Below are 19,767 nucleotides of genomic sequence, written 5' to 3'. Positions count from 1 at the left end.
TGGGTGACCGCGTCCAGGCCAATCGACCCGTGACGATGTAAAACTTCGCCGCCGAGAGTGTCCAGCGATGACGCCGACATCGGCAGATTCAGTGAGTCGAGCCAGGAGTCGTAGGCGCGCTCGGGATCGTTGGCCGCGTGTACCCGACCGGCGTGCGCGTCACGCCAGAAGCGCTGCAGCGGAGTGCCGTTCGCCAGCGCGGTGGCACCCGAGCTCTCGAACAGCCGGTCGATGGCGGCGACCGCCCGACCGGTCGCGCGGACCTGATCGCGGCGCGCCCGCACCCGCAGGTCGAACGGAACCTCCTTGCCCGCCACCAGCAGCGCGTATTCGTCGGCGACATTGCCCGACAGTTGACGCCATGCGGCATCGATATCGCTGGCGGCCTCGGCGATTCGCACCTTGGCGAACGGATCGTCCTTCGCCTTCTCGCCGGCGTAGGCCGCGCGGATCCGCTTGCCCTGGTGCTCGACATGCGCCTCGTATGCCCCGTAGGCCATACCTACGATCGGGGTAGAGATCGTAGTGGGATGGATTGTGCCCCATGGCATCCGGTAGACCGGATCGGTGTTGTGCTCGAGACCGGGAGCGGTCAGGTCGCTCATCGACCGCATGCTCAGGAATCGATGCGTCGGCACGAAGACATCTTCCACCACAACGGTATTGGAGCCGGTACCGCGCAGGCCGACCACATTCCACACGTCATCGATGCGGTATTCGGTGCGCGGGATGAGGAAGCTGCCGAAGTCGACCGGCTTGCCATTCTTGATCACCGGGCCGCCTACCATCACCCAGTTGGCGTGTTCGGAGCCCGAGGACCAGTTCCATGCGCCCTTGACGATGTAGCCGCCGTCAACGACCGTGCCCGCGCCCATCGGAGCGTACGACGAGGAGATACGGACCTCGGTGTCCTCGCCCCACACCTCTTCCTGCGCCTGTTGCGAGAACAGCGCGAGGTGCCAGTTGTGCACGCCGATGATGCCCGAAACCCAGCCCGTTGAGCCGCACGCGCTCGCGATCTTGCGGACGGTGTCGTAGAAGACGACGGGGTCCGCCGCGAGCCCGCCCCACTGCTTGGGCTGCAACAGGCGGAAGAATCCGGTCTCCTGCAGTGCCTTGATCGATTCGTCGGGGATCTGCCGCAGGTCCTCGGCCTCCTGCGCGCGCTCGCGCAGGGTCGGCAACAGTGCTTCGACCCGTTCGGTCACTTCTTGCGTCATCGCGGGACCCGCTCCTGCCTGGTCGGATTGGTAACCGGTACTCATTTGCCTCTGAGACTAGAACAGGTTCTTATTTCTGTCGAGAACGGGTGACCATTGGGGGCATTCGTCACCGATTCGCAGGTGGCCGACCGAATCGCTGGCGTGGAACGCGACATTTTTGTAACGTGTTCTAGTACAGAAGGAGGAGGAATCGCGATGGCAGTTACCCCACAGGGGAGCGGTGCGAAGATCCGTGAGCTCGATGTGGGCTCCGCACCCACCCGCTATGCGCGGGGATGGCATTGCCTCGGTTTGGCGAAGACGTTCCGCGACGGCAAGCCACACGCGGTCGAGGTGTTCGGCACCAAGCTCGTCGTCTGGGTCGACAGCAATGACGAACTCCGGGTGCTGGACGCCTACTGCAGGCATATGGGCGGCGACCTGAGCATGGGCGAGGTCAAGAACGGCGATATCGCCTGCCCGTTCCATGACTGGCGCTGGTCGGGGACCAACGGTAAGTGCACGGCGATACCTTATGCGCGACGTGTGCCACCGCTGGCGCGCACCCGCAAATGGACCACGCTCGAACGCAACGGACAGCTGTTCGTCTGGCACGATGTCGAGGGCAGCCAGCCTCCGCCCGAGGTCACCATTCCGCACATTGTGGGCCCGTACACCGACGCGGACGGCAATCCGAGCGAACAGCTCGACAGCGGGTGGACCGAGTGGACCTGGAACTCGCTGCTGATCGAGGGCGCGAACTGCCGCGAGATCATCGACAACGTGGTGGACATGGCCCACTTCTTCTACATCCACTTCGCCTTCCCGACGTACTTCAAGAACGTTTTCGAGGGGCATATCGCCACCCAGTTCCTGGAGACCAAGGGCCGTCCCGATATCGGCATGGCCTCCAAGTATGGCGGCGATACGCTGCTGAAGTCGGAGGCGTCGTACTTCGGGCCGTCGTACATGATCAATCCGCTGGTCAATATCTACAGCGGATACGAGGTCAAGAGCGTCCTGATCAACTGCCACTACCCGGTCACTCAGGATTCCTTCGTCCTGCAGTGGGGGGTTTCGCTGGAGAAGCCGAAGGGCGTCGACGGCGATATGGCCGACAAGCTGGCCGCGAAGATGACCGAGGGCATCAGCGTGGGCTTCCTGCAGGATGTGGAGATCTGGAAGCACAAGTCCAAGGTCGAAAATCCGCTGCTCTGCGAGGAGGACGGGCCGGTCTACCAGCTGCGTCGCTGGTACGACCAGTTCTATGTCGACCTGGCCGATGTGACCGAGAAGATGACCCAGCGCTTCGAGTTCGAGGTGGATACCACCAAGGCGAATGAGGCGTGGGAGGCCGAGGTTGCCGAAAACCTGCGGCGCAAGCGGGAAGCGGAAGCGGGAGTCTGATGGCGCCGACCTGGGCGAAAGCACCCGACTTCGCCGACCAACCGGCGCGGCGGGCCGCGGTGCAGGCCCAGACCGTGGTCGATAAGCAGCGCTATCTGGAGGAGGGGCTGACGCCGCTGCGGTGTCAGTCATGCCAGATCGAGGTGCTGGTGCGGAAAAGTTCTTCGCACCAGACCTCGGTGCAGTGGACGGAGAATCCGGCCACGCGCTGCCCGGTCTTCGCCAAGCTCAGTGCGCAGGGCTACGGCCCGGGACGGCCGGAATCCTGTGCGCAACTGGAGAAGACGATCAAATGGGCCGTCGACGAGGGTGTGCTGGAAATCGACTGATTCAGTCGAGGGTGAAGTCGGCGAAGTCGAATCCCGGCGAAACAATGCAGCTCACCAGCACGTACTCGGCGCCAGCCGGCCGCGCGGCCTGACCGACCCCACCCGGCACCACCGCCTGTAATACCTGCCCGCGCTCGACATCGGGCCCGAGGACGATCTCCTCGCCCCCGATGTCGAGCACCAGCGGCCCACCTCGATGCCACAGCCACAGCTCGTCCGAGCGCACGGTATGCAACGCCGACTTTTCGCCCGGCATCAGTAAGAAGTAGATCGCCGTCGCACTGGCCCGCGGCCCCGGATAGCCCTCCGGCGTGAATTCCACAGCACTACGCCAGGTTTGCCGATACCACCCACCTTCTGGATGCGGTTCCAGGTCGAGTGCAACGGCAAGCGGCGGTCGTTCGTCGGTCATGCCCCGACTATGCCCGATCCACCCGCCCCCGGGGTCCGAGCCACTGATGCGGCTGCCCGGTGACCGCTGCGATGCATTCGAAGTCGTGATCTCTGTGCAGCAGGGTCAACCCGCGTAGCTCCGCGGTGGCTGCGAGAACGAGATCAACCGGGCCTGCACTGCGATGTTGCGCTCGCTCGGTGAGCTCCCCTTGAACCTCCCAGGCGCGGTCGAAGGCCCGATCAGCGATGGGTTCCCAACCGAACACCACGCGCATGTCCTCGATGGTCTGCGCCCGATCGGCGGCAGAACGCACCGAGTGGAAGAACTCCAATTCGACAATCGGGCAGATGGCGATCAGCCCCGCCGCGGCCGCGCGCTGCCAGGCAAAGGCATCTGGGTCCTGCTTCATGATCGGCACCAGGGCGCTGGTGTCGATGAGGAATTGGGCCGCGCTCATCGACGGTATTGCCGCTTGTCCTCGAGCAGGTCCAGATCGAAGGCGCCATCGGAGGCGGCATCTTGCAGACGGATCAGCGCAAGAACTCGGCGCTGGTTCTCCAGCACCTCGCGCAGCGCCGCGTGCACCGTGTCCTTCTTCGTGCTGGTACCCAGTGTCTTCGATACGTCGGCAAGCAGTTGATCATCGAGATCTATCACGGTCCGAGCCACGGTCAAACCCCCTTGATATCTAGCCGTATATCAATGGTATCAGCAGAGATATACAACGGTCGAGCTGTGGTCAGAACAGGGTGGGTTCGCCGAAGCCCGGGGTGCGTTCGATTTCCAGCAGGCGCTGTTTGGTGGTGATGCCGCCGGGGGCGGAGAAGCCGTTGAGGGTGTGATCGGCGGCGAGGACTCGGTGACAGGGGATGATCAGGGGGATCGGATTGCGGCCCAAGGCTTGTCCGACGGCCTGGGCCGCGCCGGGCGCTCCGATGCGCTCGGCGACCTGGCCGTAGCTGAGGGTGTGGCCTGGATCGATGGCGCGGGTCACCTGGTAGACGGCGCGGTGAAATTCCGGAATTCCCTTGGTGGTCACCGGAATCCAGCGCAGATCGTCGAGTTCTCCGGCGAGGTGTGCCTGGATGCGTGCGATGGCGTCGGCGATCGGGCCGGTTGGTGCGGCCTCGGGGATGGCATCGGCGCCCGGAATCCGGCTGCTCGGCTGCCCGATCCTGGCCCGCGTCGCGGCGGGGCTCGCCTCCGGCAGCCGGAACCGGAATACCGCGTCATCGGTCCAGGCGATCGCGCAGGGGCCGATCGCGGTGTCGAACAGCGCCGACCCGGTGACCGCGGAAGCACTCATACCGCTCAGTGTGCACGCGGGGTCCGACATCTTCGAGCAGTCCAGTCCAGTTCTCAGAAACTGGCCTGGAATCCACTCGCGGTCGGCGTCACCGCTCCGCAACTCGGGTTCGAGATCCGCTGCCGCGCGGTCCGCTCGGGGCGCGGCAGCGCCACCGCATCGGGATCCGGCACATCGCCGCGGCCGTAGATCGCGGCGAGATCGACGTATTGGCGCTGGTTTTCGTAGTACGAAGGCGACCGGTCGGCCAGCGGTCCCGGTGCGTGGAACCGTTCGAGGCGAAAGACCGCACCGGGCCGCCTCGGTGCGTACCGATGCACGAGATAGCCGAAGAAGGCGATGACGAGGACGGTGGCGAGGGCGCTCATAGTGGACAGCGTGCGCCGAACTGGCCTTGCCATTAAATATCCAATTCGCTAATACTGGACTTTATGTCGACGAGAGTGATCGGTGCCGCCAGCCTGGCCCGCGATCTAGGGCGCTGGCGCCATGCGGATGAGAACGGCGAACCGGGCGAGCGCCGGTCGACCCGCCCGGCCTATCTGGCCCTCGCCGAAGGCATCCGACTGCTCATCCACGACGGTCGCGCACCGCTCGGCGTCGCCCTGCCCAGTGAGCGCGACCTCGCCGGCACCCTCGGCGTCAGTCGCACCACCATCACCTCGACCTACAGCCTGTTGCGCGAACACGGCTATCTGATCAGCCGCCAGGGCTCACGCAGCACCGTCGCCCTCCCGCGCGACGTGCAGCACGACGGCACCAAACCCGCCCGCAGCATCCTGGCGATGATGGCGCAGCCGGAACTGCCGACCATCGATATGACCTATGCCGCGATGGCCGCGCCCTTGGAGATGCAGGATGCGTACTCCGTTGCACTGCAAGGTATTCCGGCCTATCTCGGCACGCACGGCATGGACCCCGTCGGTGTGCTCGCACTGCGCGAGGCGCTGGCCCGCCGCTACACCGAGCGTGGCCTGCCTACCGAACCGGACCAGATCCTGGTCACCCTAGGCGCCCAGCACGGCCTGCGCCTGCTGCTCAATGTGCTCACCGCGCCAGCGGCCCGGGTGCTCATCGACCATCCGACCTATCCCAATGCCATCGAGGCGATCCGGGACGTCGGCGCCCGGCCGGTGCCGGTGCCGCTGCGTCCGGAAACCCCGGAGTCCGGCTGGGATCTCGATGGAATCCGCAGTGCCGCAAGGCAAACCGCGGCCACCCTGGCCTACCTGGTGCCGGACTTCAACAATCCGACCGGCCTGCTGCTCGACGCCGACAGCCGCGCCGAACTGGCCGCCATTGCCCGCGAAACCCGGATGACCATGGTGATCGACGAGTCGATGGTGGACCTGAGTCTGACCGACCGGACCGCTCCACCCCCGGTCGCGGCCTTCGCCAAGGGCACCGAGATCGTCACCATCGGTTCGGCCTCGAAATCCTTCTGGGGCGGTCTGCGCGTCGGCTGGATCCGCACCGGCCAAACGCTGATCGCGAAACTGCTCGGCATCCGCTCCACCGTCGACCTCGGCACCCCCGTCATGGACCAGCTCGCCACCATCCATCTGCTCGAGCACGCCGACACCATCCTCACCCGCCGCCGCGACCAACTCCACTCCCAGCGCGCGGCCCTGCTCACCACCCTCGCCGAGGAACTCCCGGACTGGCGCGCCATCGTCGGCGACGGCGGCATGTCCGTCTGGGCGCAACTGCCAGCCCCGGTCTCGACCGCCCTCGCCGCCACCGCCCCCAACCACGGCGTATTACTCGCCGCCGGACCGAGATTCGGCGTCCAGGGCGCCTTCGAGCGCTTCATCCGCCTCCCCTTCACTCACCCCGAACCCGAACTGCGCCTAGCAGTCAAATCCATAGCCGCCGCCTACGAAGCCCTCACCCCCCGCGCCGCCGACCCCCTCCAACCCCTCACCTGCTACTGAGTCCCGTCCGGGTCGCGCCCCGCCTCCCATCAAGGTCCGCCGGTCCTGAGCAGTCCAGTGCCCAGTCCACTGGCGCCGCCGAGTCCATCGGCCCCGATGGGCTCCCGCAGAGCGAGTGACTACCTCGCACACGTTGTGGAGTCTTGTTGCCGAATTGGCGCGGTTTTGGCCGTGGCACAGGTGACGTGCCTATGTGGACGGCTGAGGCGCAATCATGCCCGCCGCTAGGTGATTTGGTCGGTCGCCGTGACGGCGGTGTGGTGGCACGATTGCACGTTCGGCGTCTTCGGTAACAGGCACCGTGGGGCATGCGGTATGACAACTGGATATGCGCGAGTCCTCGGTGCCCAGATGGCCGATCCGCAACTTATTGTCGTAGTGTCAATACAGTCCGGGGGTGGCTCCCGGGAGCGCCGCGTCGGCGGTGCGCTGGATCAACGACGAACCGAGGTAAGGCGTGAGTACACCATCCACCGCCACCAAGCAGGGTCCGCTTGCGGGCATCAAGGTCATCGAGTTGGCCGGGATCGGGCCGGGTCCGCATGCGGCACTGCTGCTCGCCGACCTCGGCGCCGATGTGGTTCGGGTACAGCGGCCGGGGATGCTGCCCGGTTTCATGGAGCGGCCGCAGTGGCGCGGGCGCACCATTGTCGAGGCGAATCTGAAGGATCCGGCGGATATCGAGAAGGTGCTCGCACTCGCCGAGAAGGCCGATGTGCTGATCGAGGGGTTTCGCCCGGGCGTCACCGAGCGCATGGGCCTGGGCCCGGACGTCGTGCTCGCGCGCAACCCGCGTCTGGTCTACGGCCGGATGACCGGCTGGGGGCAGGACGGACCGCTGGCCGATCGCGCAGGACACGACATCAATTACATCTCGCTGACCGGTGTGCTGCACGCGATCGGGCGCAAGGGGGAGCGGCCGGTGCCGCCGCTGAATATGGTCGGCGACTTCGGTGGCGGCTCGATGTTCCTGGTCTTTGGCATTCTCGCGGCGCTGGTCGAGCGGCAGAGCTCCGGCAAGGGACAGGTCATCGACTCGGCGATGATCGATGGGGCGCTTGCCCTTTCGCACATGATCTGGGGCATGCGCGGTATGGGCCTGTGGTCCGATGAGCGCGGCACCAACCTGCTCGACACCGGTATGGCCTTCTACGACACCTACGAAACCTCCGACGGCAAGTACATGGCGGTCGGTGCGATCGAACCGCAGTTCTACGCGGAACTCTTGCAGGGCTTGGAGATCGACCCCGAGGGCCTGCCGATGCAGATCGACCCGAACGGTCAGGATCAGCTAAAGAAACTGTTCTCGGAGAAGTTCAAGACCAAGACCCGCGACGAGTGGGCCGCGATCTTCGACGGCACCGACGCTTGCACAACACCGGTGCTGACCTTCACCGAGGCCGAACAGAACCCGCACATCGTCGCCCGTACCGGACTCATCGAGATCGACGGCGTCGTCCAGCACGCCCCGGCACCGCGCTTTTCGCGCACCCCCACCGCCACGCCCACCCCGCCGCCGAGCGAGGCGACGCCGATCGAATCCGTCTGGGCGGATTGATGATTCACCTGTGACCCAGAGCGTCGCGATGCCGACAGGCCCCGGTTTCCGTCGGGGCTTGTGTCGCTTCAGACCCGCTGCACCGCGAGGCGACACCGATCGAATCCGTCTGGGCGGATTGATGATTCACGTCTGACGCAGAGCGTCGCGATGCCGACAGGCCCCGGTTTCTACCGCGGCCTGTGTCGCTTCAGATGTTCTGATCTAGCTCCGGAGCCATTGGCCTGCGAGCTGATTCAGCCGACAGTCGCTCGAGCGAACTGTCCGGCAGCAGTCGCAGTTCGGCCGCGTAGCCGAGGACGCGACGATCGCGTTGGAGCGCGCTATCGACTTCGAGGCGGCCGCCGCTGGCTGCGGCGCAGTATGGCCGAATCCGAGCCCGGATTCGGTCCGGAGCTGCTCTTCATACAGCACGGGAGCAGGACCCAGCAGTACCGGCCGAATTCGCCTGCACGGCCCGCATATCCTGCGTCCCTGCGAGTGTGTCGAACTGGCGAGCAGCATCGCGCCCACCGGCATGTCGAGAGCCGCCGGTCTGCAAACGTGCCCTAGTGGCGGGTCCACTCCGGTTGGTCGAAATGGGCAATGCGGGCTTCGGTAGCGTCCCGGCCGAGCAGGACGACCTCGCGGAACTGCCAGAGCATCGCGCCGGTCGGGGCGTGGATGGTCATATTCTCGGCGAGGCGCATTTGCAGCAGGCCGGCGCCTTCGAGGGTGGTCGATGGCGCGTCGGCGCGCAGAGCAACGTCCTCCGGGGACACCCAGTGCGGGACATCATCGGCGGCCAGCCTGTCCAGATCCACGAGATGGACCGAGTGGACCTCCGCCGGATTGGGCCGCAGCTCGCCCGCATCGTCGAGGGCCGCGACAATCGGGGTGATCACGAAACCGGACGTGGCGGGAAAGTCGTCGAGTCTGCCGAGGATGTCGGCCGGGGTGGCGGTCAGGCCGAGCTCTTCGTGCAGCTCGCGAATCGCGGCCTGTTCGGTGGTTTCGCCCGCATCGACCCGCCCACCCGGCAACCCCCACTGCCCGGCATTGCGCCCGCGATATGCACGTTTGATGACGATCACCGATAACGGGCCGTCCGGTTCATCGACCACGCAGAGCAGGACCGCGGCGCGCCGAAGGCTCGGCGCGTCCGCGACCTCGGTGTGTGGAAACCCGCTCAGCCGGGTGCTGGCCGTTGCGCGGAAGTCGGCGATGCTGGTAGGGACGCGAGGTCCCGCAGTGGGGCCCATCCTTCGATCTTGCCCCAGCAGCCGGCTTCGGTGACATCGGTTCTCACACATCGGCACGCTCTCGACTCCGGCCGACCTCACACCGCTGCGCGCGCCGCCCCCTGATTTGCCGCATCGGCCACACCGCGGGTCACCAACTCGGCGATTCGCGCGACGAGGGTGCGTGGGCGACGCGGCATCAGGTGCGCGGAAGCGAGAAGATCAGCCCATGCCGCCCCACATCCGCCCGCCCGCTGCGCTCCCGCTGCGCTCCCGCTGCGCTCCCGCTGCGAGCCGACGCCGCTCGCACCGTGCGCGCCGTCCTCGACGCCGCGGAACCAGTGCTGAGCCAAAACCCCAACGCGACACTGGAACAGATCACCGAACCCGCCGGAGTCGCCCAAACCACCGCGCACCACCGCGCGCCAGCCGCGCCGAGAATGCGCTGGTGCGGGTGGCTTCTCGACGTTTGCCTGCATCAGTGCATGGTGATCGCTCGTCCAGGTGTGGTTGTTGACTTGATGTGGGTGAGGGGGCTTCTCGGCGCCACGTAAGTTGTAGTGCTCGAGCTGGGCGAGCGGGGGCGGGTGGGAAGCGAAGGTTTGGTCGACCGCTGAATGCGATGACCTGCGACGATGATCAGCGTGGTTAGGATGGCCGCATGGTGGGGCATAGTGGGGATCGAATGTCCGACGAGACTGTTCGACGTTCGGTTGTGTTGGGTGGGGGCAGCGTCTATGGCACGGCGTGGATGGCGGGTTTGGCCGCTGAGTTGCGCTGCCGTGGAATCGATTTGGGTGCGGCCGATTCGATAGTGGGCACCTCCGCGGGCGCGTTGGTCGGTGCCATGCTGGTCACCGGCCGCGATCTCGACTCGCTTGCCGAGAGTCCATTCCCGCCTGGCGTCACAATGCCGCCGCCTCCGCAGCAGCCTGAGCTGATTGCTGGTGTGTTTTCCGTACTGCTCGACCGAAAAGTGGATCGTGATGTGGCGCGCCGCAAGGTGGGCCAGATGGCGATGGCCGAAGAACCGGCCCGGCCGGAGCAGATCGAGCCGGGGGAGTGGTTTATCGGCGGCAACACCTGGCCGGATCAAAGGCTGCAGGTCGTCGTTGTGGATGCCGAGAGCGGTCAGCGCCAGATCTGGAACTGCGACAGTGGTGTGGCGCTGGTGACCGCCACCGCCGCAAGCCATGCCTTTCCTGGAGCCTTTCCGCCTGTGGTCGTGGACAATCGCTACTACATCGATGGCGGGGTGTGGTCGGCCACCAACGCGGATATCGCCGCGGACGCGGATGTTGTTCTGGTCATCGAGCCACTGGCGCATCGGTGGCCGCGCGAGCCCCTTCGTTCCGAACTCGCCGGGACTGCGGCCGATGCCGTCGTGCATTTCAGTCCGGACGCCGCCACGATCGACGTGTTCAACGCGTTCGCGACCGATCCGGACGTTGTCGCGTGCTGGCCTGGAGCGTTCCAAGCTGGCGTTCGCCAGGCAGAAGCCCTGGCGGAGCAGTTGGCGCGGTCGGCCTGGCAGTCGCCGCGGAGCTGATGCGGCGAGAAATGGCGCAGAGTTGTTGTCGCCGTAGGGCCGAGGTCATTGAGCCCTCTTGGCAACTGGGACTGGAAGTCCGAGCGTGACGGTGTTCTGCTCGAGCCGGGTCGCTTCCCGTCGTTTCGTGCGCAGGAACAACAGGGTCAGGTCAAGGCGCTCGACTTCGCCGTGCCAGCCTTCGGTTTCGGCTCGCTCACGCCGAACCAGCAGGTCGTCTTCGATCTCGTCGAGGCGGATGACCATCTTCGGGTCAGCGTGCAGCATGGGGCAGCAGATGCAGGCTTCTCTGAACTAAAGCCTGCGCACCTCAACCTAGGTCGACTGCGTGTTGGCCGCCACGGCTGGCGGAACGTGCTGTCGGCGGCATGTGCGCGTGTTGTGTGGGTAACGCGTCACTGGCCGCCGAGAGGAGGGTCGGCTTGCGCATCGTCGTTGCTGGCGTTGGCGCGGTCGATCTCGGCCATGTGCTGCTCGGCCCAGGCCCGCAACGCCGCCAGCGGGGCCTCCAGCGAGAGGCCCAGTTCCGTGAGCCGGTAGTGCACCCGCGGCGGCACAGTCGGCTCGACCCGGCGGGCGACCAACCCGTCCCGGACCATGCTGTGCAGGGTGACCGACAGCATTTTCTGCGAGATGCCGGGCATCCGCCGCCTCAACTCGGCGAACCGCACCTCACCCGGAGCGGCTTCCGCGAGCACCTTGACCGCCATCGATGTCCATTTCGTGCCGATCCGATCCAGGAGTTGACGCGTCGGGCATTGGAGATCGAACAGATCACCGTGGGCTGCGCGCTGCGCACCCACGGGCCGAGTGGTCACCTTGACCTCACCACCTGTCGACAAAGTGCCGCCTTGGCAACCTCAACCGCAGTTACCTACGGTTTTGAGGTAACCAACAGTAACCGACAGGGAGTTATTGTGCCCGACACCGCGCCATCCCGCGCCCCGCAGGTCCAGCTGCGCCGGATCGCCGTCAACGGCATCCACCTCAACGTGGCCACGGCCGGCACCGGCCCCGCGATCGTGCTGTTGCACGGCTTCCCGCACACCTGGCAGCTCTGGAGCGAGATCATCGGTCCGTTGTCCATCCACCACCGGGTCATCGCCCCGGACCTCCGTGGATTCGGCGCCAGCACGCGTCCAGCGGAGGGTTACGACGCCGGCACCCTGGCCGTCGACATCAACGGAATCCTCGATGCCCTCGCCGAACCCACCGCCGCCGTGGTCGCCATCGACGCCGGCACCCCGGTCGCCGTGCTGCTCGCCTTACGGCACCCCGAACGGATACGACGGCTGATCGTCATGGAGGCACTGCTCGGCTCGCTGCCCGGCGCCGAGGACTTTCTCGCTGCCGGGCCACCGTGGTGGTTCGGCTTCCACGCCGTCCCCGACCTCGCCGAAAAGGTTCTGATCGGACACGAGGCACAGTACATCGACTGGTTCCTCACGGCCGGCACTCGCGGCCAGGGCGTGCGACCGGACATCCGCGCGGCGTTCATCGATGCCTACACCGGATCGGAGGCGCTGCGCTGCGCTTTCTCCTACTACCGCGCACTGCCCACCACCGCCCGCCAGCTCAACGACGCCTTGATCGACGGGCGGCTCACCATGCCCACGCTAGCGATCGGCGCCCACCCGGTCGGCACCGCGCTCGAACAGCAACTACGCCCCATCACCGACGACCTCACCGGGCACGTCATTCCGGACTGCGGCCACGTAATCCCGCTGGACCGGCCCCGGGAACTGCTCCGTCTCGTGACGCCCTTCCTCGCCGCCGATCAACCCACCGGATCACGTAATCATCTACCCCCCGGCCGTGATCACTCCCTCATCGGCATGACAGGAGGTAGTGAGTAGTCATCCCGGTTGAGATGTGGATGTTGTTCGACCGGCGAGTGAGGCGAACGTCGGCATGCCAAGCGTCACCGCACTGGTTCGACGCTGGAGCGCCGCGTCGATCTGGGCAAGCTTGTCCCGAGATTGAGATACCCGAGCAACGCCGCGTCGATATGGATCGGCAGCCCGTGATTGACCATGTTTGTGTAGTACGCGGGGTATTGGCGGGTTCTTGTGTGGTGCGCGGTGTTGGTGCCTTCGGGGGTGCGCCGAACTAGGTAGTAGGCCAGAATTCAGGCAGCGTGACGAGACGTGGAGAGCGGAGGGACCGGCTGTGTCGGGTTGGGGTGAGGTCGTCGTCGGCCTGGTGATTCTGGTCGGACTCCTGGGGATTATCATTCCGATCCTGCCCGGGGTCATTCTGATCTTCGGGGCCATTGCGGTCTGGGCGTTTATGACTGGTGGGGCGACGGCTTGGGTCGTATTCGCGATCAGTAGCGCGTTTCTGGTGCTCTCCGGGATCATCAAGTACACGTGGCCGGGGCGGAAGATGAAGGTTGCGGGGGTTTCCAACCGGGCGCTGTTCGTGGGGGCGGTACTGGGCATCGTGGGCTTCTTCATCATCCCGGTGGTCGGGTTGTTCGTGGGATTCGTTCTTGGCGTGTATCTTTCGGAACTCCACCGCCTCCGCGAGAACCAACCCGCTTGGCAGGCAACGGTTCACGCGCTCAAGGGTGTCGGTCTGTCGATGCTCATCGAACTCTTCGGCGCACTGCTGGCGACCGGGGTGTGGGTCATCGGCGCCATCGTGGCCTGAGTCGAGGCGGGCTCCGTCTGGGCAGCGCGAGACGTACACCTACGACTGCAAAACCCGATCGACACCGGGGCCGGCTACGGCATCGGTGGCGTGGCTACGAGGTGACGTAGGCGATGACGGCGACGATCAGCACGATGATGGCTCCTACCGCCGCCAGGATGATGAATGCGGAGGAGATGATTCCGCAGATGTAGCCTGCCATCACCAAGCCTCGGCCGCCGATTGTGCCGTCGGAGCGATCGATCTCGGCCAGGGCGCGCCGTCCCATGAACCAGGCGAACGGGCCGATCAGGGTGCACAGCACCAGGCTCAGAATTCCGAGAATCAATATCAACACGGCCTGGGGATGATCCGCCGGTGGGTGTGGATAACTCGGGTAACCGGCCCCCGCTGGAGTTTCGGTCATGCAGGAAGCGTATGACAGACCACCCTGAAGCGGGATGAATCTGTGTCGCTCCGCGGCGACCACCCGCCTACGGCCGGGCACTCACTCGATGGCAGGGAACGGAATCGTATCCGCTGCTTCGAGTTTCGGGATCTCATCGCGTCGCAGCGGCAGGGTCGGCTGTTCGGTGCGCGGGATCGGCAGGGTGGGTGCGGGATCGGTCGGAATCTTGCGTGCGCGGGCGGGCAGTCGATAGAACGCCCGCGCGTTGTCCTCGAGCACCTTGAACATATCGGTGCCGACCACATCGCAGATCAGATCGACGTCGGAGTCCACGAAGGGCCGTCCCGCCCTGGTGCCGGGCAGATCCGTGCCGAACATGAGCGCCTCGGGATTGACGGCGTGGATGCGGCGCAGCGTATCGGCCACATTCATGTGCACCCGCCCGAAACCGGTCGCCTTCACCCGCGCGCCGCCATCGACCAGATCGAGCAGGTAGGGCAGGCCCTCCTCGGACATGCCGAGGTGGTCGATGGAGAGCACCGGAAGTTTCGAGATCACCGGTTGCAGCGAGGTGAGCATGGTGCCGTCGATATAGACCTCGACATGCCAGCCGACCAGCTCGTGCGCCCGCAGCGCCAGCCGGGTCATCGCGGTGATGTCCGCGGCCGCGCGCTTGACGTTGAACCGCAATGCTCGCACGCCGATCCGGTCGAGTTCGCTGATCTCGGCATCGGTGGCATCGGGGTCCAGTGTGGTGACGCCGACCCAGCCCTCGCCCAGTTCCGCGAGTGCCGCCTTCAGGTAGGTCTGATCGGTGCCTTGGAAGGATCCGCTGACCACGGCCCCACCGCCGACATCGAAGCGAGACATGCGCTTTCGGTAATTGGCAATGGTGAACGGGTCGGGCAGGTAGCCCTCGTTCTCGGCCAGCGGGAACCCCGGGTCGAAGATGTGGAGATGGGCATCGAACACTTGTACAGAATGCCTCAGTAAAGGATTTTCCGCTGCCGTAGACCCGACAGATTTTGCACTGCTGCGGCCGTATCGGATTGTCGAGTGCCACAGGGGGTGACGCGCACCCCTGTGGCACCGGCACTAGACCTTGTGCGGTTCGCTGGCGCGCAGCATGTCCTCGCGCTCGACGACCTTGACGCGCTCGCGGCCCTCCGGCTCACCGAGCGCGCGTTCGTGCGCGTCGAGGCGGTACCAGCCCTGCCAGGTGGTGAACGGGATGCCCTTGCCCTCGAGGAATTCGGTGACGGCGTCCAGTTCCGGCTTCTCGGCCGGAGTGAAGTTCACGCTGTCGTCGAGCAGGCAGGCCACGGTCTCGTTGGCATCGCCCTTGGTGTGGCCGATGAGGCCGACCGGACCGCGCTTGATCCAGCCGGTGACGTAGGTGGCGGGCAGGTAGCGCTGCGCACCATCGGCGTCCTCGTCGGCGATGACGCGTCCGGCCTCGTTCGGGACCACACCGGCCTGATCGTCGAACGGCAGGTTGGTGAGGTTCTGCGACAGGTAGCCGACGGCGCGGTAGATGGCCTGGACGTCCCAGTCCTTGAAGACACCGGTGCCCTTGACATTGCCGGTGCCGTCGAGCTGGGTGCGCTCGGTGCGCAGGCCGACGACCCTGCCGTCCTCACCGATGATCTCCGCGGGGGATTCGAAGAAGTGCAGGAACAGCTTGTGCGGGCGGTTGCCGACATCGCGGATGGCCCACTGCTCGAGCGTATTCGCGATCATGTCGACCTGCTTGGAGTGCCGACGCGCGGCCTCGGAGCCCTCGTCGTAGTCGATGTCCTCGGGATCGACGATGACCTCGATGGTCGGGGAGTGGTCGAGTTCGCGCAGCTCGAGCGGCGTGAACTTGGCCTGCGCCGGGCCGCGGCGGCCGAAGACGTGCACCTCGACCGCCTTATTGGCTTTCAATCCGGCGTGGACGTTTGGCGGTATCTCGGTCGGCAGCAGTTCGTCGCCGGTCTTGGCGAGCACCCGCGCGACATCGAGTGCGACATTGCCGACACCGAGGACGGCGACCTTCTCGGCCTCCAGCGGCCAGGTGCGCGGCACATCCGGATGTCCGTCGTACCAGGACACGAAGTCCGCGGCGCCATAGCTGCCGTCCAGGCCGATGCCGGGGATGTCCAGCGCGCGGTCGGCGTTGGCGCCGGTGGAGAAGATCACCGCGTCATAGAACGTGCGCAGATCGTCGAGGGTGATGTCGGTGCCGTAGTCGATATTGCCGAGCAGGCGGACCTGCGGCTTGTCGAGCACCTTGTGCAGGGCGGTGATGATGCCCTTGATGCGCGGATGGTCCGGCGCGACGCCGTAGCGGATCAGACCGAACGGCGCCGGCATGCGCTCGTACAGGTCGATGCTCACCTCGGCATCGGACTTCATCAACGCGTCGGCGGCGTAGATACCGGCCGGTCCTGCGCCTACGATCGCGATGCGAAGCGGGCGAGTCGCTGCACTATGTTCGGTCATCTCTTTACGCGCACCCTTATGGTCGAAACAATTATGGCGTCAGTCTTAGCTTAGGCTAACTTGGCGCACCTTTTTGGTTGCACCTGACGATGCGGACAGGCGGCTCGCGGCTGCACAGTCGCTACGTCGGTGAGCTGGCATATGGCTATGACAGCAGGCCGCAGTCTCGCGATTCTATCGGTGGCGCATGGCGCACCCTGCGGGCGGTGCGTGAACCGGATGGTTGCCACCCGGGCTCACTTACCGGAATACCCACTGTCCGGGTGGCTATCGAATTATTACTGTGCCGCTGCCGTGCGGGGTCGCGCCCGGTCCGGGGGCGCCTGTCGGATACCGCTGCCCACCAGGGATGATCGACCCATGACAGAGCAGCAGGGCACCGATGACGAACCGGTGATCGAGGTCGACCAGACCGATCGGCGCACGATGGCGCCGTTCATCGCGGCAGCCGTATTCGCGGCCGTCGTCCTGGTCGCCATCGTGCTGGGCGCGGTGCTCTCGCCCGCTGAGAAAAATGTCACAGAATCGGACAAGATCGCGGCCGCGGTGCATCGCTATGCAGAGGCCAGGGGCACCACCGACAACACACCGCCACCCGCGGTGGCCTGCCAAGGATTCGACGAGAGCAAGTCGCCGCTGGCCGCCCAGTTCGGTGGCGCTGCGGCCGGAAAGTCGATCAAGGTCACCAACATTGACAACGCCATGGTCGATGGCGATAGGGCGAAGGCGAACGTGACCATCGCGGTCGACGGCCGGGAGACGCCAGCGACGTGGAATTTGGTTCGCTCCGGCGACCGCTGGATCGTCTGCAACTGATTACCCGGCGTGGCGCTGACCTGGGTTTGACAGGGCGGCCCCTGCCCAGGCAATCTCGGACACAGGTCATGAGAACCAGCGTCAAGCCCCGGCTAGCTGGTCGGCAACCCTCCTCCGCGGTGGGGTGCTCCGGGTGACGACCTGGCCGCGCACCGAAACCCAGGTGCGGCAAGCGTGGATTCACAGGAGGATCGCATGACATATGCCGGTGACATCACCCCCCAGCAGGCGTGGGAGTTGTTGCGCGACAATCCCGAGGCCGTCTTGGTCGATGTGCGCACCGAGGCCGAATGGCGCTTCGTCGGCGTCCCCGATACGAGTTCGATCGATCGGCCGACGGTGCTGATCGAATGGGTCGACACCAGTGGCGCCCGCAACGGTGAGTTCGTCGCACAGCTGACCTCGGCCCTGGAGGGTCGCGATCCGGCGGCGCCCGTCGTCTTTCTGTGTCGCTCCGGGCAGCGTTCCATCGGTGCCGCGGTCGCCGCGACCGGTGTCGGGATCGAACCGTCGTACAACGTGCTCGAGGGCTTCGAGGGCCCCATCGACGAGTTCGGCCACCGCGGCGGCTCCGGCTGGCGCGCACTCGGTCTGCCGTGGCGGCAGTCATGATCACCGGGGGTGCGTTCGACAAACCGCTGCCCAAGGGGGTCGGCCCCGCCACGCTCGGCGTCCGAGGCGGCCTGCGCCGCTCCGGATTCGAGGAGACCGCCGAGGCGCTGTACCTGTCCTCCGGTTTCGTCTATGAGAGCGCCGAGGCGGCCGAGGCCGCGTTCACCGGCGATATCGAGCATTTCGTCTACTCCCGCTACGGCAACCCGACGGTGGCCATGTTCGAGGAGCGACTGCGCCTGATCGATGGCGCCGAGGCCTGTTTCGCGACCGCGAGCGGTATGTCGGCGGTATTCACCGCGCTCGGCGCGCTGCTGGGTGCGGGCGATCGACTGGTGGCCGCGCGCAGCCTCTTCGGCTCGTGCTTCGTGGTGTGCAATGAGATCCTGCCGCGCTGGGGTGTGGAGACCGTCTTCGTCGACGGCGATGATCTGGACCAGTGGGAGCAGGCGCTGTCGGTGCCGACCCAGGCCGTGTTCTTCGAGACGCCGGCCAACCCGATGCAGACGCTGGTCGATGTGCGCCGGGTGACCGAACTCGCCCATGCCGCGGGCGCGAAGGTGGTGCTGGACAACGTCTTTGCCACCCCGCTGCTGCAGCGCGGTTTCGAACTCGGCGCGGATGTGCTGGTGTATTCCGGTACCAAGCACATCGACGGTCAGGGCCGGGTGCTCGGCGGCGCGATTCTCGGCCCGCACGACTACATCGACGGTCCGGTGAAGAATCTCATGCGCCATACCGGTCCGGCGCTGAGCCCGTTCAATGCGTGGACCCTGCTCAAGGGTTTGGAGACCATGCCGCTGCGGGTGCGTCATTCGACCGAATCCGCATTGCGCATCGCGCGCTTCCTCGAGGGCAACAAGTCCGTCTCCTGGGTGCGCTATCCGTATCTGGAGTCGCATCCGCAACACGAGCTGGCGACCAGTCAGATGAGCGGCGGCGGCACGGTGGTCACCTTCGAGCTGAACGCGCCGGCGCACGAGGCGAAGAAGCGCACCTTCGAGGTGCTCAACCGGTTGCGCATCATCGATATCTCCAACAACCTCGGTGACTCCAAGACCCTGATCACCCACCCCGCCACCACCACCCACCGCGCCATGGGCCCCGAGGGCCGCGCCACCATCGGCCTGTCCGACGGTGTCGTGCGCATCTCGGTTGGGCTCGAGGATGTCGAGGATCTGCTGGCCGATTTGGACCATGCGCTGAGCTAGTCGTCCGACGAACGGCGTTATGCCGAGGTCTGCCTCACTACGCTTGGGGTATGCGAATTTCGGTTGCGGCGGACGAGCGGGTGGGTGTGGCCGAGCAGCTCGTTGTGGAACTGGGCAGGCGGGGGTTCGAGACGCTGGTGCACGGGGCGTTATCGGATACCGAGCGGGACGACTGGGCCTGGGCCAGTGCGGCGGCGGCGCGCGATGTGATCGAGGGGCGGGCCGAGCAGGCGATCGTGTGCTGTTGGACCGGGACCGGTGCGTCGATCGCCGCCAATAAGGTCGCGGGGATCAGGGCCGCGCTGTGCCGTGATGCCGTGACGGCGGCCGGTGCGCGGAAATGGAACGACGCGAATGTGCTTGCGCTGAGCCTGCGTTCGACTTCCAGCGCGGAGCTGACGGAGATTCTGGACGCTTGGTTCAGCGGCGAGGCGAGTACGGATCCGGATGACCGCGCCAATATCGCCCATCTCTCGAAGATTGAACGCGGTCACTGATCGGTCCTGGTCCGCCTACACCGCTTGTAACGATCCGCCCAGAGCCAGAGCCAGAGCCAGAGCCAGAGCCAGAGCCAGAGCCAGAGCCAGAGCCTTGGGGGTGAGCCAGAGCCTTGGGGGTGAGCGCGAGGTTGGGGGTGAGCGCGAGGTTGGGGGTGAGCGCGAGGTTGGGGGTGAGCGCGAGGTTGGGGGTGAGCGCGAGGTTGGG

At 65.9% G+C, this 19,767-nt stretch carries 24 protein-coding genes and 1 riboswitch; of the genes, 11 read left to right on the top strand and 13 right to left on the bottom strand.

Translation table 11 applies throughout. The features are described from left to right. On the bottom strand, positions 1-1,220 hold a 1,220-nt coding region (hsaA, locus tag ABZ293_RS41075; RefSeq protein WP_355189747.1), incomplete at its 3' end, for a 3-hydroxy-9,10-secoandrosta-1,3,5(10)-triene-9,17-dione monooxygenase oxygenase subunit. A gap of 198 nt (positions 1,221-1,418) precedes the next feature. On the opposite strand from hsaA, the gene ABZ293_RS41070 reads away from it, so the two are divergent. Together ABZ293_RS41070 and ABZ293_RS41065 are read left to right on the top strand one after the other, a co-directional pair. After that, the gene (locus ABZ293_RS41070; protein WP_355189746.1) at positions 1,419-2,609 is read left to right on the top strand and encodes a Rieske 2Fe-2S domain-containing protein; all 1,191 of its coding nucleotides are present in this window, start codon (positions 1,419-1,421) and stop codon (positions 2,607-2,609) included. Next, positions 2,609-2,938, top strand: coding sequence for a hypothetical protein (locus tag ABZ293_RS41065; RefSeq protein ID WP_355189745.1), 330 nt, complete (start codon positions 2,609-2,611; stop codon positions 2,936-2,938). The genes ABZ293_RS41070 and ABZ293_RS41065 overlap by 1 nt, the downstream gene beginning before the upstream one ends. A gap of 1 nt (position 2,939) precedes the next feature. On the opposite strand, the gene ABZ293_RS41060 is transcribed toward ABZ293_RS41065, so the two are convergent. From ABZ293_RS41060 to ABZ293_RS41040, 5 genes are all read right to left on the bottom strand, one after another. Beyond that, positions 2,940-3,350, bottom strand: coding sequence for a cupin domain-containing protein (locus ABZ293_RS41060; protein ID WP_355189744.1), 411 nt, complete (start codon positions 3,348-3,350; stop codon positions 2,940-2,942). Positions 3,351-3,357: 7 nt separating this feature from the next. Continuing rightward, the gene (locus ABZ293_RS41055) at positions 3,358-3,789 is read right to left on the bottom strand and encodes a PIN domain nuclease (protein WP_355189743.1); all 432 of its coding nucleotides are present in this window, start codon (positions 3,787-3,789) and stop codon (positions 3,358-3,360) included. Next, positions 3,786-4,001, bottom strand: coding sequence for a type II toxin-antitoxin system VapB family antitoxin (locus ABZ293_RS41050; protein ID WP_355189742.1), 216 nt, complete (start codon positions 3,999-4,001; stop codon positions 3,786-3,788). The genes ABZ293_RS41055 and ABZ293_RS41050 overlap by 4 nt, the downstream gene beginning before the upstream one ends. 70 nt (positions 4,002-4,071) lie before the next feature. Then, positions 4,072-4,638: a methylated-DNA--[protein]-cysteine S-methyltransferase gene (locus tag ABZ293_RS41045; protein ID WP_355189741.1), complete on the bottom strand. Its 567-nt coding sequence runs from the start codon at positions 4,636-4,638 to the stop codon at positions 4,072-4,074. 53 nt (positions 4,639-4,691) lie between these two features. Further along, positions 4,692-5,006: a hypothetical protein gene (locus ABZ293_RS41040; protein ID WP_355189740.1), complete on the bottom strand. Its 315-nt coding sequence runs from the start codon at positions 5,004-5,006 to the stop codon at positions 4,692-4,694. A 63-nt stretch (positions 5,007-5,069) separates the two neighbouring features. Here ABZ293_RS41040 and ABZ293_RS41035 point away from each other — a divergent pair, with 63 nt between their 5' ends. Together ABZ293_RS41035 and ABZ293_RS41030 are read left to right on the top strand one after the other, a co-directional pair. Further along, complete coding sequence (locus ABZ293_RS41035) at positions 5,070-6,572, top strand: PLP-dependent aminotransferase family protein (RefSeq protein ID WP_355189739.1); 1,503 nt, start codon at positions 5,070-5,072, stop codon at positions 6,570-6,572. A gap of 457 nt (positions 6,573-7,029) precedes the next feature. Then, positions 7,030-8,130 (top strand): CaiB/BaiF CoA-transferase family protein, encoded by a 1,101-nt coding sequence (locus tag ABZ293_RS41030; protein ID WP_355189738.1) that lies wholly within the window; start codon positions 7,030-7,032, stop codon positions 8,128-8,130. A 548-nt stretch (positions 8,131-8,678) separates the two neighbouring features. On the opposite strand, the gene ABZ293_RS41025 is transcribed toward ABZ293_RS41030, so the two are convergent. Both ABZ293_RS41025 and ABZ293_RS41020 read right to left on the bottom strand, forming a co-directional pair. Next, complete coding sequence (locus ABZ293_RS41025; protein ID WP_355189737.1) at positions 8,679-9,371, bottom strand: CoA pyrophosphatase; 693 nt, start codon at positions 9,369-9,371, stop codon at positions 8,679-8,681. 77 nt (positions 9,372-9,448) lie between these two features. Continuing rightward, complete coding sequence (locus ABZ293_RS41020; RefSeq protein ID WP_355189736.1) at positions 9,449-9,829, bottom strand: hypothetical protein; 381 nt, start codon at positions 9,827-9,829, stop codon at positions 9,449-9,451. 182 nt (positions 9,830-10,011) lie between these two features. Here ABZ293_RS41020 and ABZ293_RS41015 point away from each other — a divergent pair, with 182 nt between their 5' ends. After that, on the top strand, positions 10,012-10,899 hold the full coding sequence (locus ABZ293_RS41015) for a patatin-like phospholipase family protein (RefSeq protein WP_355189735.1): 888 nt from the start codon (positions 10,012-10,014) through the stop codon (positions 10,897-10,899). Between the two features lie 45 nt (positions 10,900-10,944). Here ABZ293_RS41015 and ABZ293_RS41010 read toward each other — a convergent pair whose 3' ends face one another. Beyond that, complete coding sequence (locus ABZ293_RS41010; protein ID WP_355189734.1) at positions 10,945-11,166, bottom strand: hypothetical protein; 222 nt, start codon at positions 11,164-11,166, stop codon at positions 10,945-10,947. Positions 11,167-11,294: 128 nt separating this feature from the next. Beyond that, positions 11,295-11,717, bottom strand: coding sequence for a helix-turn-helix domain-containing protein (locus ABZ293_RS41005; RefSeq protein WP_355189733.1), 423 nt, complete (start codon positions 11,715-11,717; stop codon positions 11,295-11,297). 99 nt (positions 11,718-11,816) lie between these two features. Between ABZ293_RS41005 and ABZ293_RS41000 the strand changes: the two genes are divergently transcribed. Then, positions 11,817-12,755 carry an alpha/beta hydrolase gene (locus tag ABZ293_RS41000; protein ID WP_355189732.1) on the top strand — a complete coding sequence of 313 codons (939 nt, stop codon included), beginning with the start codon at positions 11,817-11,819 and terminating at the stop codon, positions 12,753-12,755. Positions 12,756-13,068: 313 nt separating this feature from the next. Further along, on the top strand, positions 13,069-13,551 hold the full coding sequence (locus tag ABZ293_RS40995) for a DUF456 domain-containing protein (protein WP_355189731.1): 483 nt from the start codon (positions 13,069-13,071) through the stop codon (positions 13,549-13,551). 94 nt (positions 13,552-13,645) lie between these two features. On the opposite strand, the gene ABZ293_RS40990 is transcribed toward ABZ293_RS40995, so the two are convergent. From ABZ293_RS40990 to ABZ293_RS40980, 3 genes are all read right to left on the bottom strand, one after another. Next, positions 13,646-13,957, bottom strand: a complete 312-nt coding sequence (locus tag ABZ293_RS40990; RefSeq protein WP_355189730.1) for a DUF4190 domain-containing protein — start codon at positions 13,955-13,957, stop codon at positions 13,646-13,648. Between the two features lie 81 nt (positions 13,958-14,038). After that, complete coding sequence (locus ABZ293_RS40985) at positions 14,039-14,911, bottom strand: amidohydrolase family protein (protein WP_355189729.1); 873 nt, start codon at positions 14,909-14,911, stop codon at positions 14,039-14,041. Positions 14,912-15,034: 123 nt separating this feature from the next. After that, the gene (locus tag ABZ293_RS40980) at positions 15,035-16,423 is read right to left on the bottom strand and encodes an FAD-dependent oxidoreductase (RefSeq protein WP_355189728.1); all 1,389 of its coding nucleotides are present in this window, start codon (positions 16,421-16,423) and stop codon (positions 15,035-15,037) included. Between the two features lie 360 nt (positions 16,424-16,783). Between ABZ293_RS40980 and ABZ293_RS40975 the strand changes: the two genes are divergently transcribed. From ABZ293_RS40975 to ABZ293_RS40960, 4 genes are all read left to right on the top strand, one after another. After that, on the top strand, positions 16,784-17,239 hold the full coding sequence (locus ABZ293_RS40975; protein ID WP_355189727.1) for a hypothetical protein: 456 nt from the start codon (positions 16,784-16,786) through the stop codon (positions 17,237-17,239). A gap of 64 nt (positions 17,240-17,303) precedes the next feature. Beyond that, a riboswitch (SAM riboswitch) is annotated at positions 17,304-17,420 on the top strand. Positions 17,421-17,434: 14 nt separating this feature from the next. Beyond that, positions 17,435-17,851 carry a rhodanese-like domain-containing protein gene (locus ABZ293_RS40970; RefSeq protein WP_355189726.1) on the top strand — a complete coding sequence of 139 codons (417 nt, stop codon included), beginning with the start codon at positions 17,435-17,437 and terminating at the stop codon, positions 17,849-17,851. Beyond that, positions 17,848-19,062: an O-succinylhomoserine sulfhydrylase gene (locus tag ABZ293_RS40965; protein WP_354957434.1), complete on the top strand. Its 1,215-nt coding sequence runs from the start codon at positions 17,848-17,850 to the stop codon at positions 19,060-19,062. Before ABZ293_RS40970 ends, ABZ293_RS40965 begins: the two co-directional genes overlap by 4 nt. A gap of 50 nt (positions 19,063-19,112) precedes the next feature. After that, positions 19,113-19,559: an RpiB/LacA/LacB family sugar-phosphate isomerase gene (locus ABZ293_RS40960; RefSeq protein ID WP_355189725.1), complete on the top strand. Its 447-nt coding sequence runs from the start codon at positions 19,113-19,115 to the stop codon at positions 19,557-19,559. Positions 19,560-19,767: the final 208 nt, after the last annotated feature.

Source organism: Nocardia sp. NPDC005998, from assembly GCF_040614395.1.
Lineage (GTDB): Bacteria > Actinomycetota > Actinomycetes > Mycobacteriales > Mycobacteriaceae > Nocardia.
Note: the sequence above shows the minus strand (reverse complement) of the source record. Positions and strands in the feature narration are given on the sequence as shown.

Coding starts and splice junctions, on each gene's coding strand:
- ABZ293_RS41070 (WP_355189746.1), top strand. CDS start 1,419: ATGGCAGTTACCCCACAGGGGAGCGGTGCGAAGATCCGTGAGCTCGAT.
- ABZ293_RS41065 (WP_355189745.1), top strand. CDS start 2,609: ATGGCGCCGACCTGGGCGAAAGCACCCGACTTCGCCGACCAACCGGCG.
- ABZ293_RS41060 (WP_355189744.1), bottom strand. CDS start 3,350: ATGACCGACGAACGACCGCCGCTTGCCGTTGCACTCGACCTGGAACCG.
- ABZ293_RS41055 (WP_355189743.1), bottom strand. CDS start 3,789: ATGAGCGCGGCCCAATTCCTCATCGACACCAGCGCCCTGGTGCCGATC.
- ABZ293_RS41045 (WP_355189741.1), bottom strand. CDS start 4,638: ATGAGTGCTTCCGCGGTCACCGGGTCGGCGCTGTTCGACACCGCGATC.
- ABZ293_RS41040 (WP_355189740.1), bottom strand. CDS start 5,006: ATGAGCGCCCTCGCCACCGTCCTCGTCATCGCCTTCTTCGGCTATCTC.
- ABZ293_RS41035 (WP_355189739.1), top strand. CDS start 5,070: ATGTCGACGAGAGTGATCGGTGCCGCCAGCCTGGCCCGCGATCTAGGG.
- ABZ293_RS41025 (WP_355189737.1), bottom strand. CDS start 9,371: ATGGGCCCCACTGCGGGACCTCGCGTCCCTACCAGCATCGCCGACTTC.
- ABZ293_RS41020 (WP_355189736.1), bottom strand. CDS start 9,829: ATGCAGGCAAACGTCGAGAAGCCACCCGCACCAGCGCATTCTCGGCGC.
- ABZ293_RS41015 (WP_355189735.1), top strand. CDS start 10,012: ATGGTGGGGCATAGTGGGGATCGAATGTCCGACGAGACTGTTCGACGT.
- ABZ293_RS41010 (WP_355189734.1), bottom strand. CDS start 11,166: ATGCTGCACGCTGACCCGAAGATGGTCATCCGCCTCGACGAGATCGAA.
- ABZ293_RS40990 (WP_355189730.1), bottom strand. CDS start 13,957: ATGACCGAAACTCCAGCGGGGGCCGGTTACCCGAGTTATCCACACCCA.
- ABZ293_RS40980 (WP_355189728.1), bottom strand. CDS start 16,423: ATGACCGAACATAGTGCAGCGACTCGCCCGCTTCGCATCGCGATCGTA.
- ABZ293_RS40975 (WP_355189727.1), top strand. CDS start 16,784: ATGACAGAGCAGCAGGGCACCGATGACGAACCGGTGATCGAGGTCGAC.
- ABZ293_RS40970 (WP_355189726.1), top strand. CDS start 17,435: ATGACATATGCCGGTGACATCACCCCCCAGCAGGCGTGGGAGTTGTTG.
- ABZ293_RS40965 (WP_354957434.1), top strand. CDS start 17,848: ATGATCACCGGGGGTGCGTTCGACAAACCGCTGCCCAAGGGGGTCGGC.
- ABZ293_RS40960 (WP_355189725.1), top strand. CDS start 19,113: ATGCGAATTTCGGTTGCGGCGGACGAGCGGGTGGGTGTGGCCGAGCAG.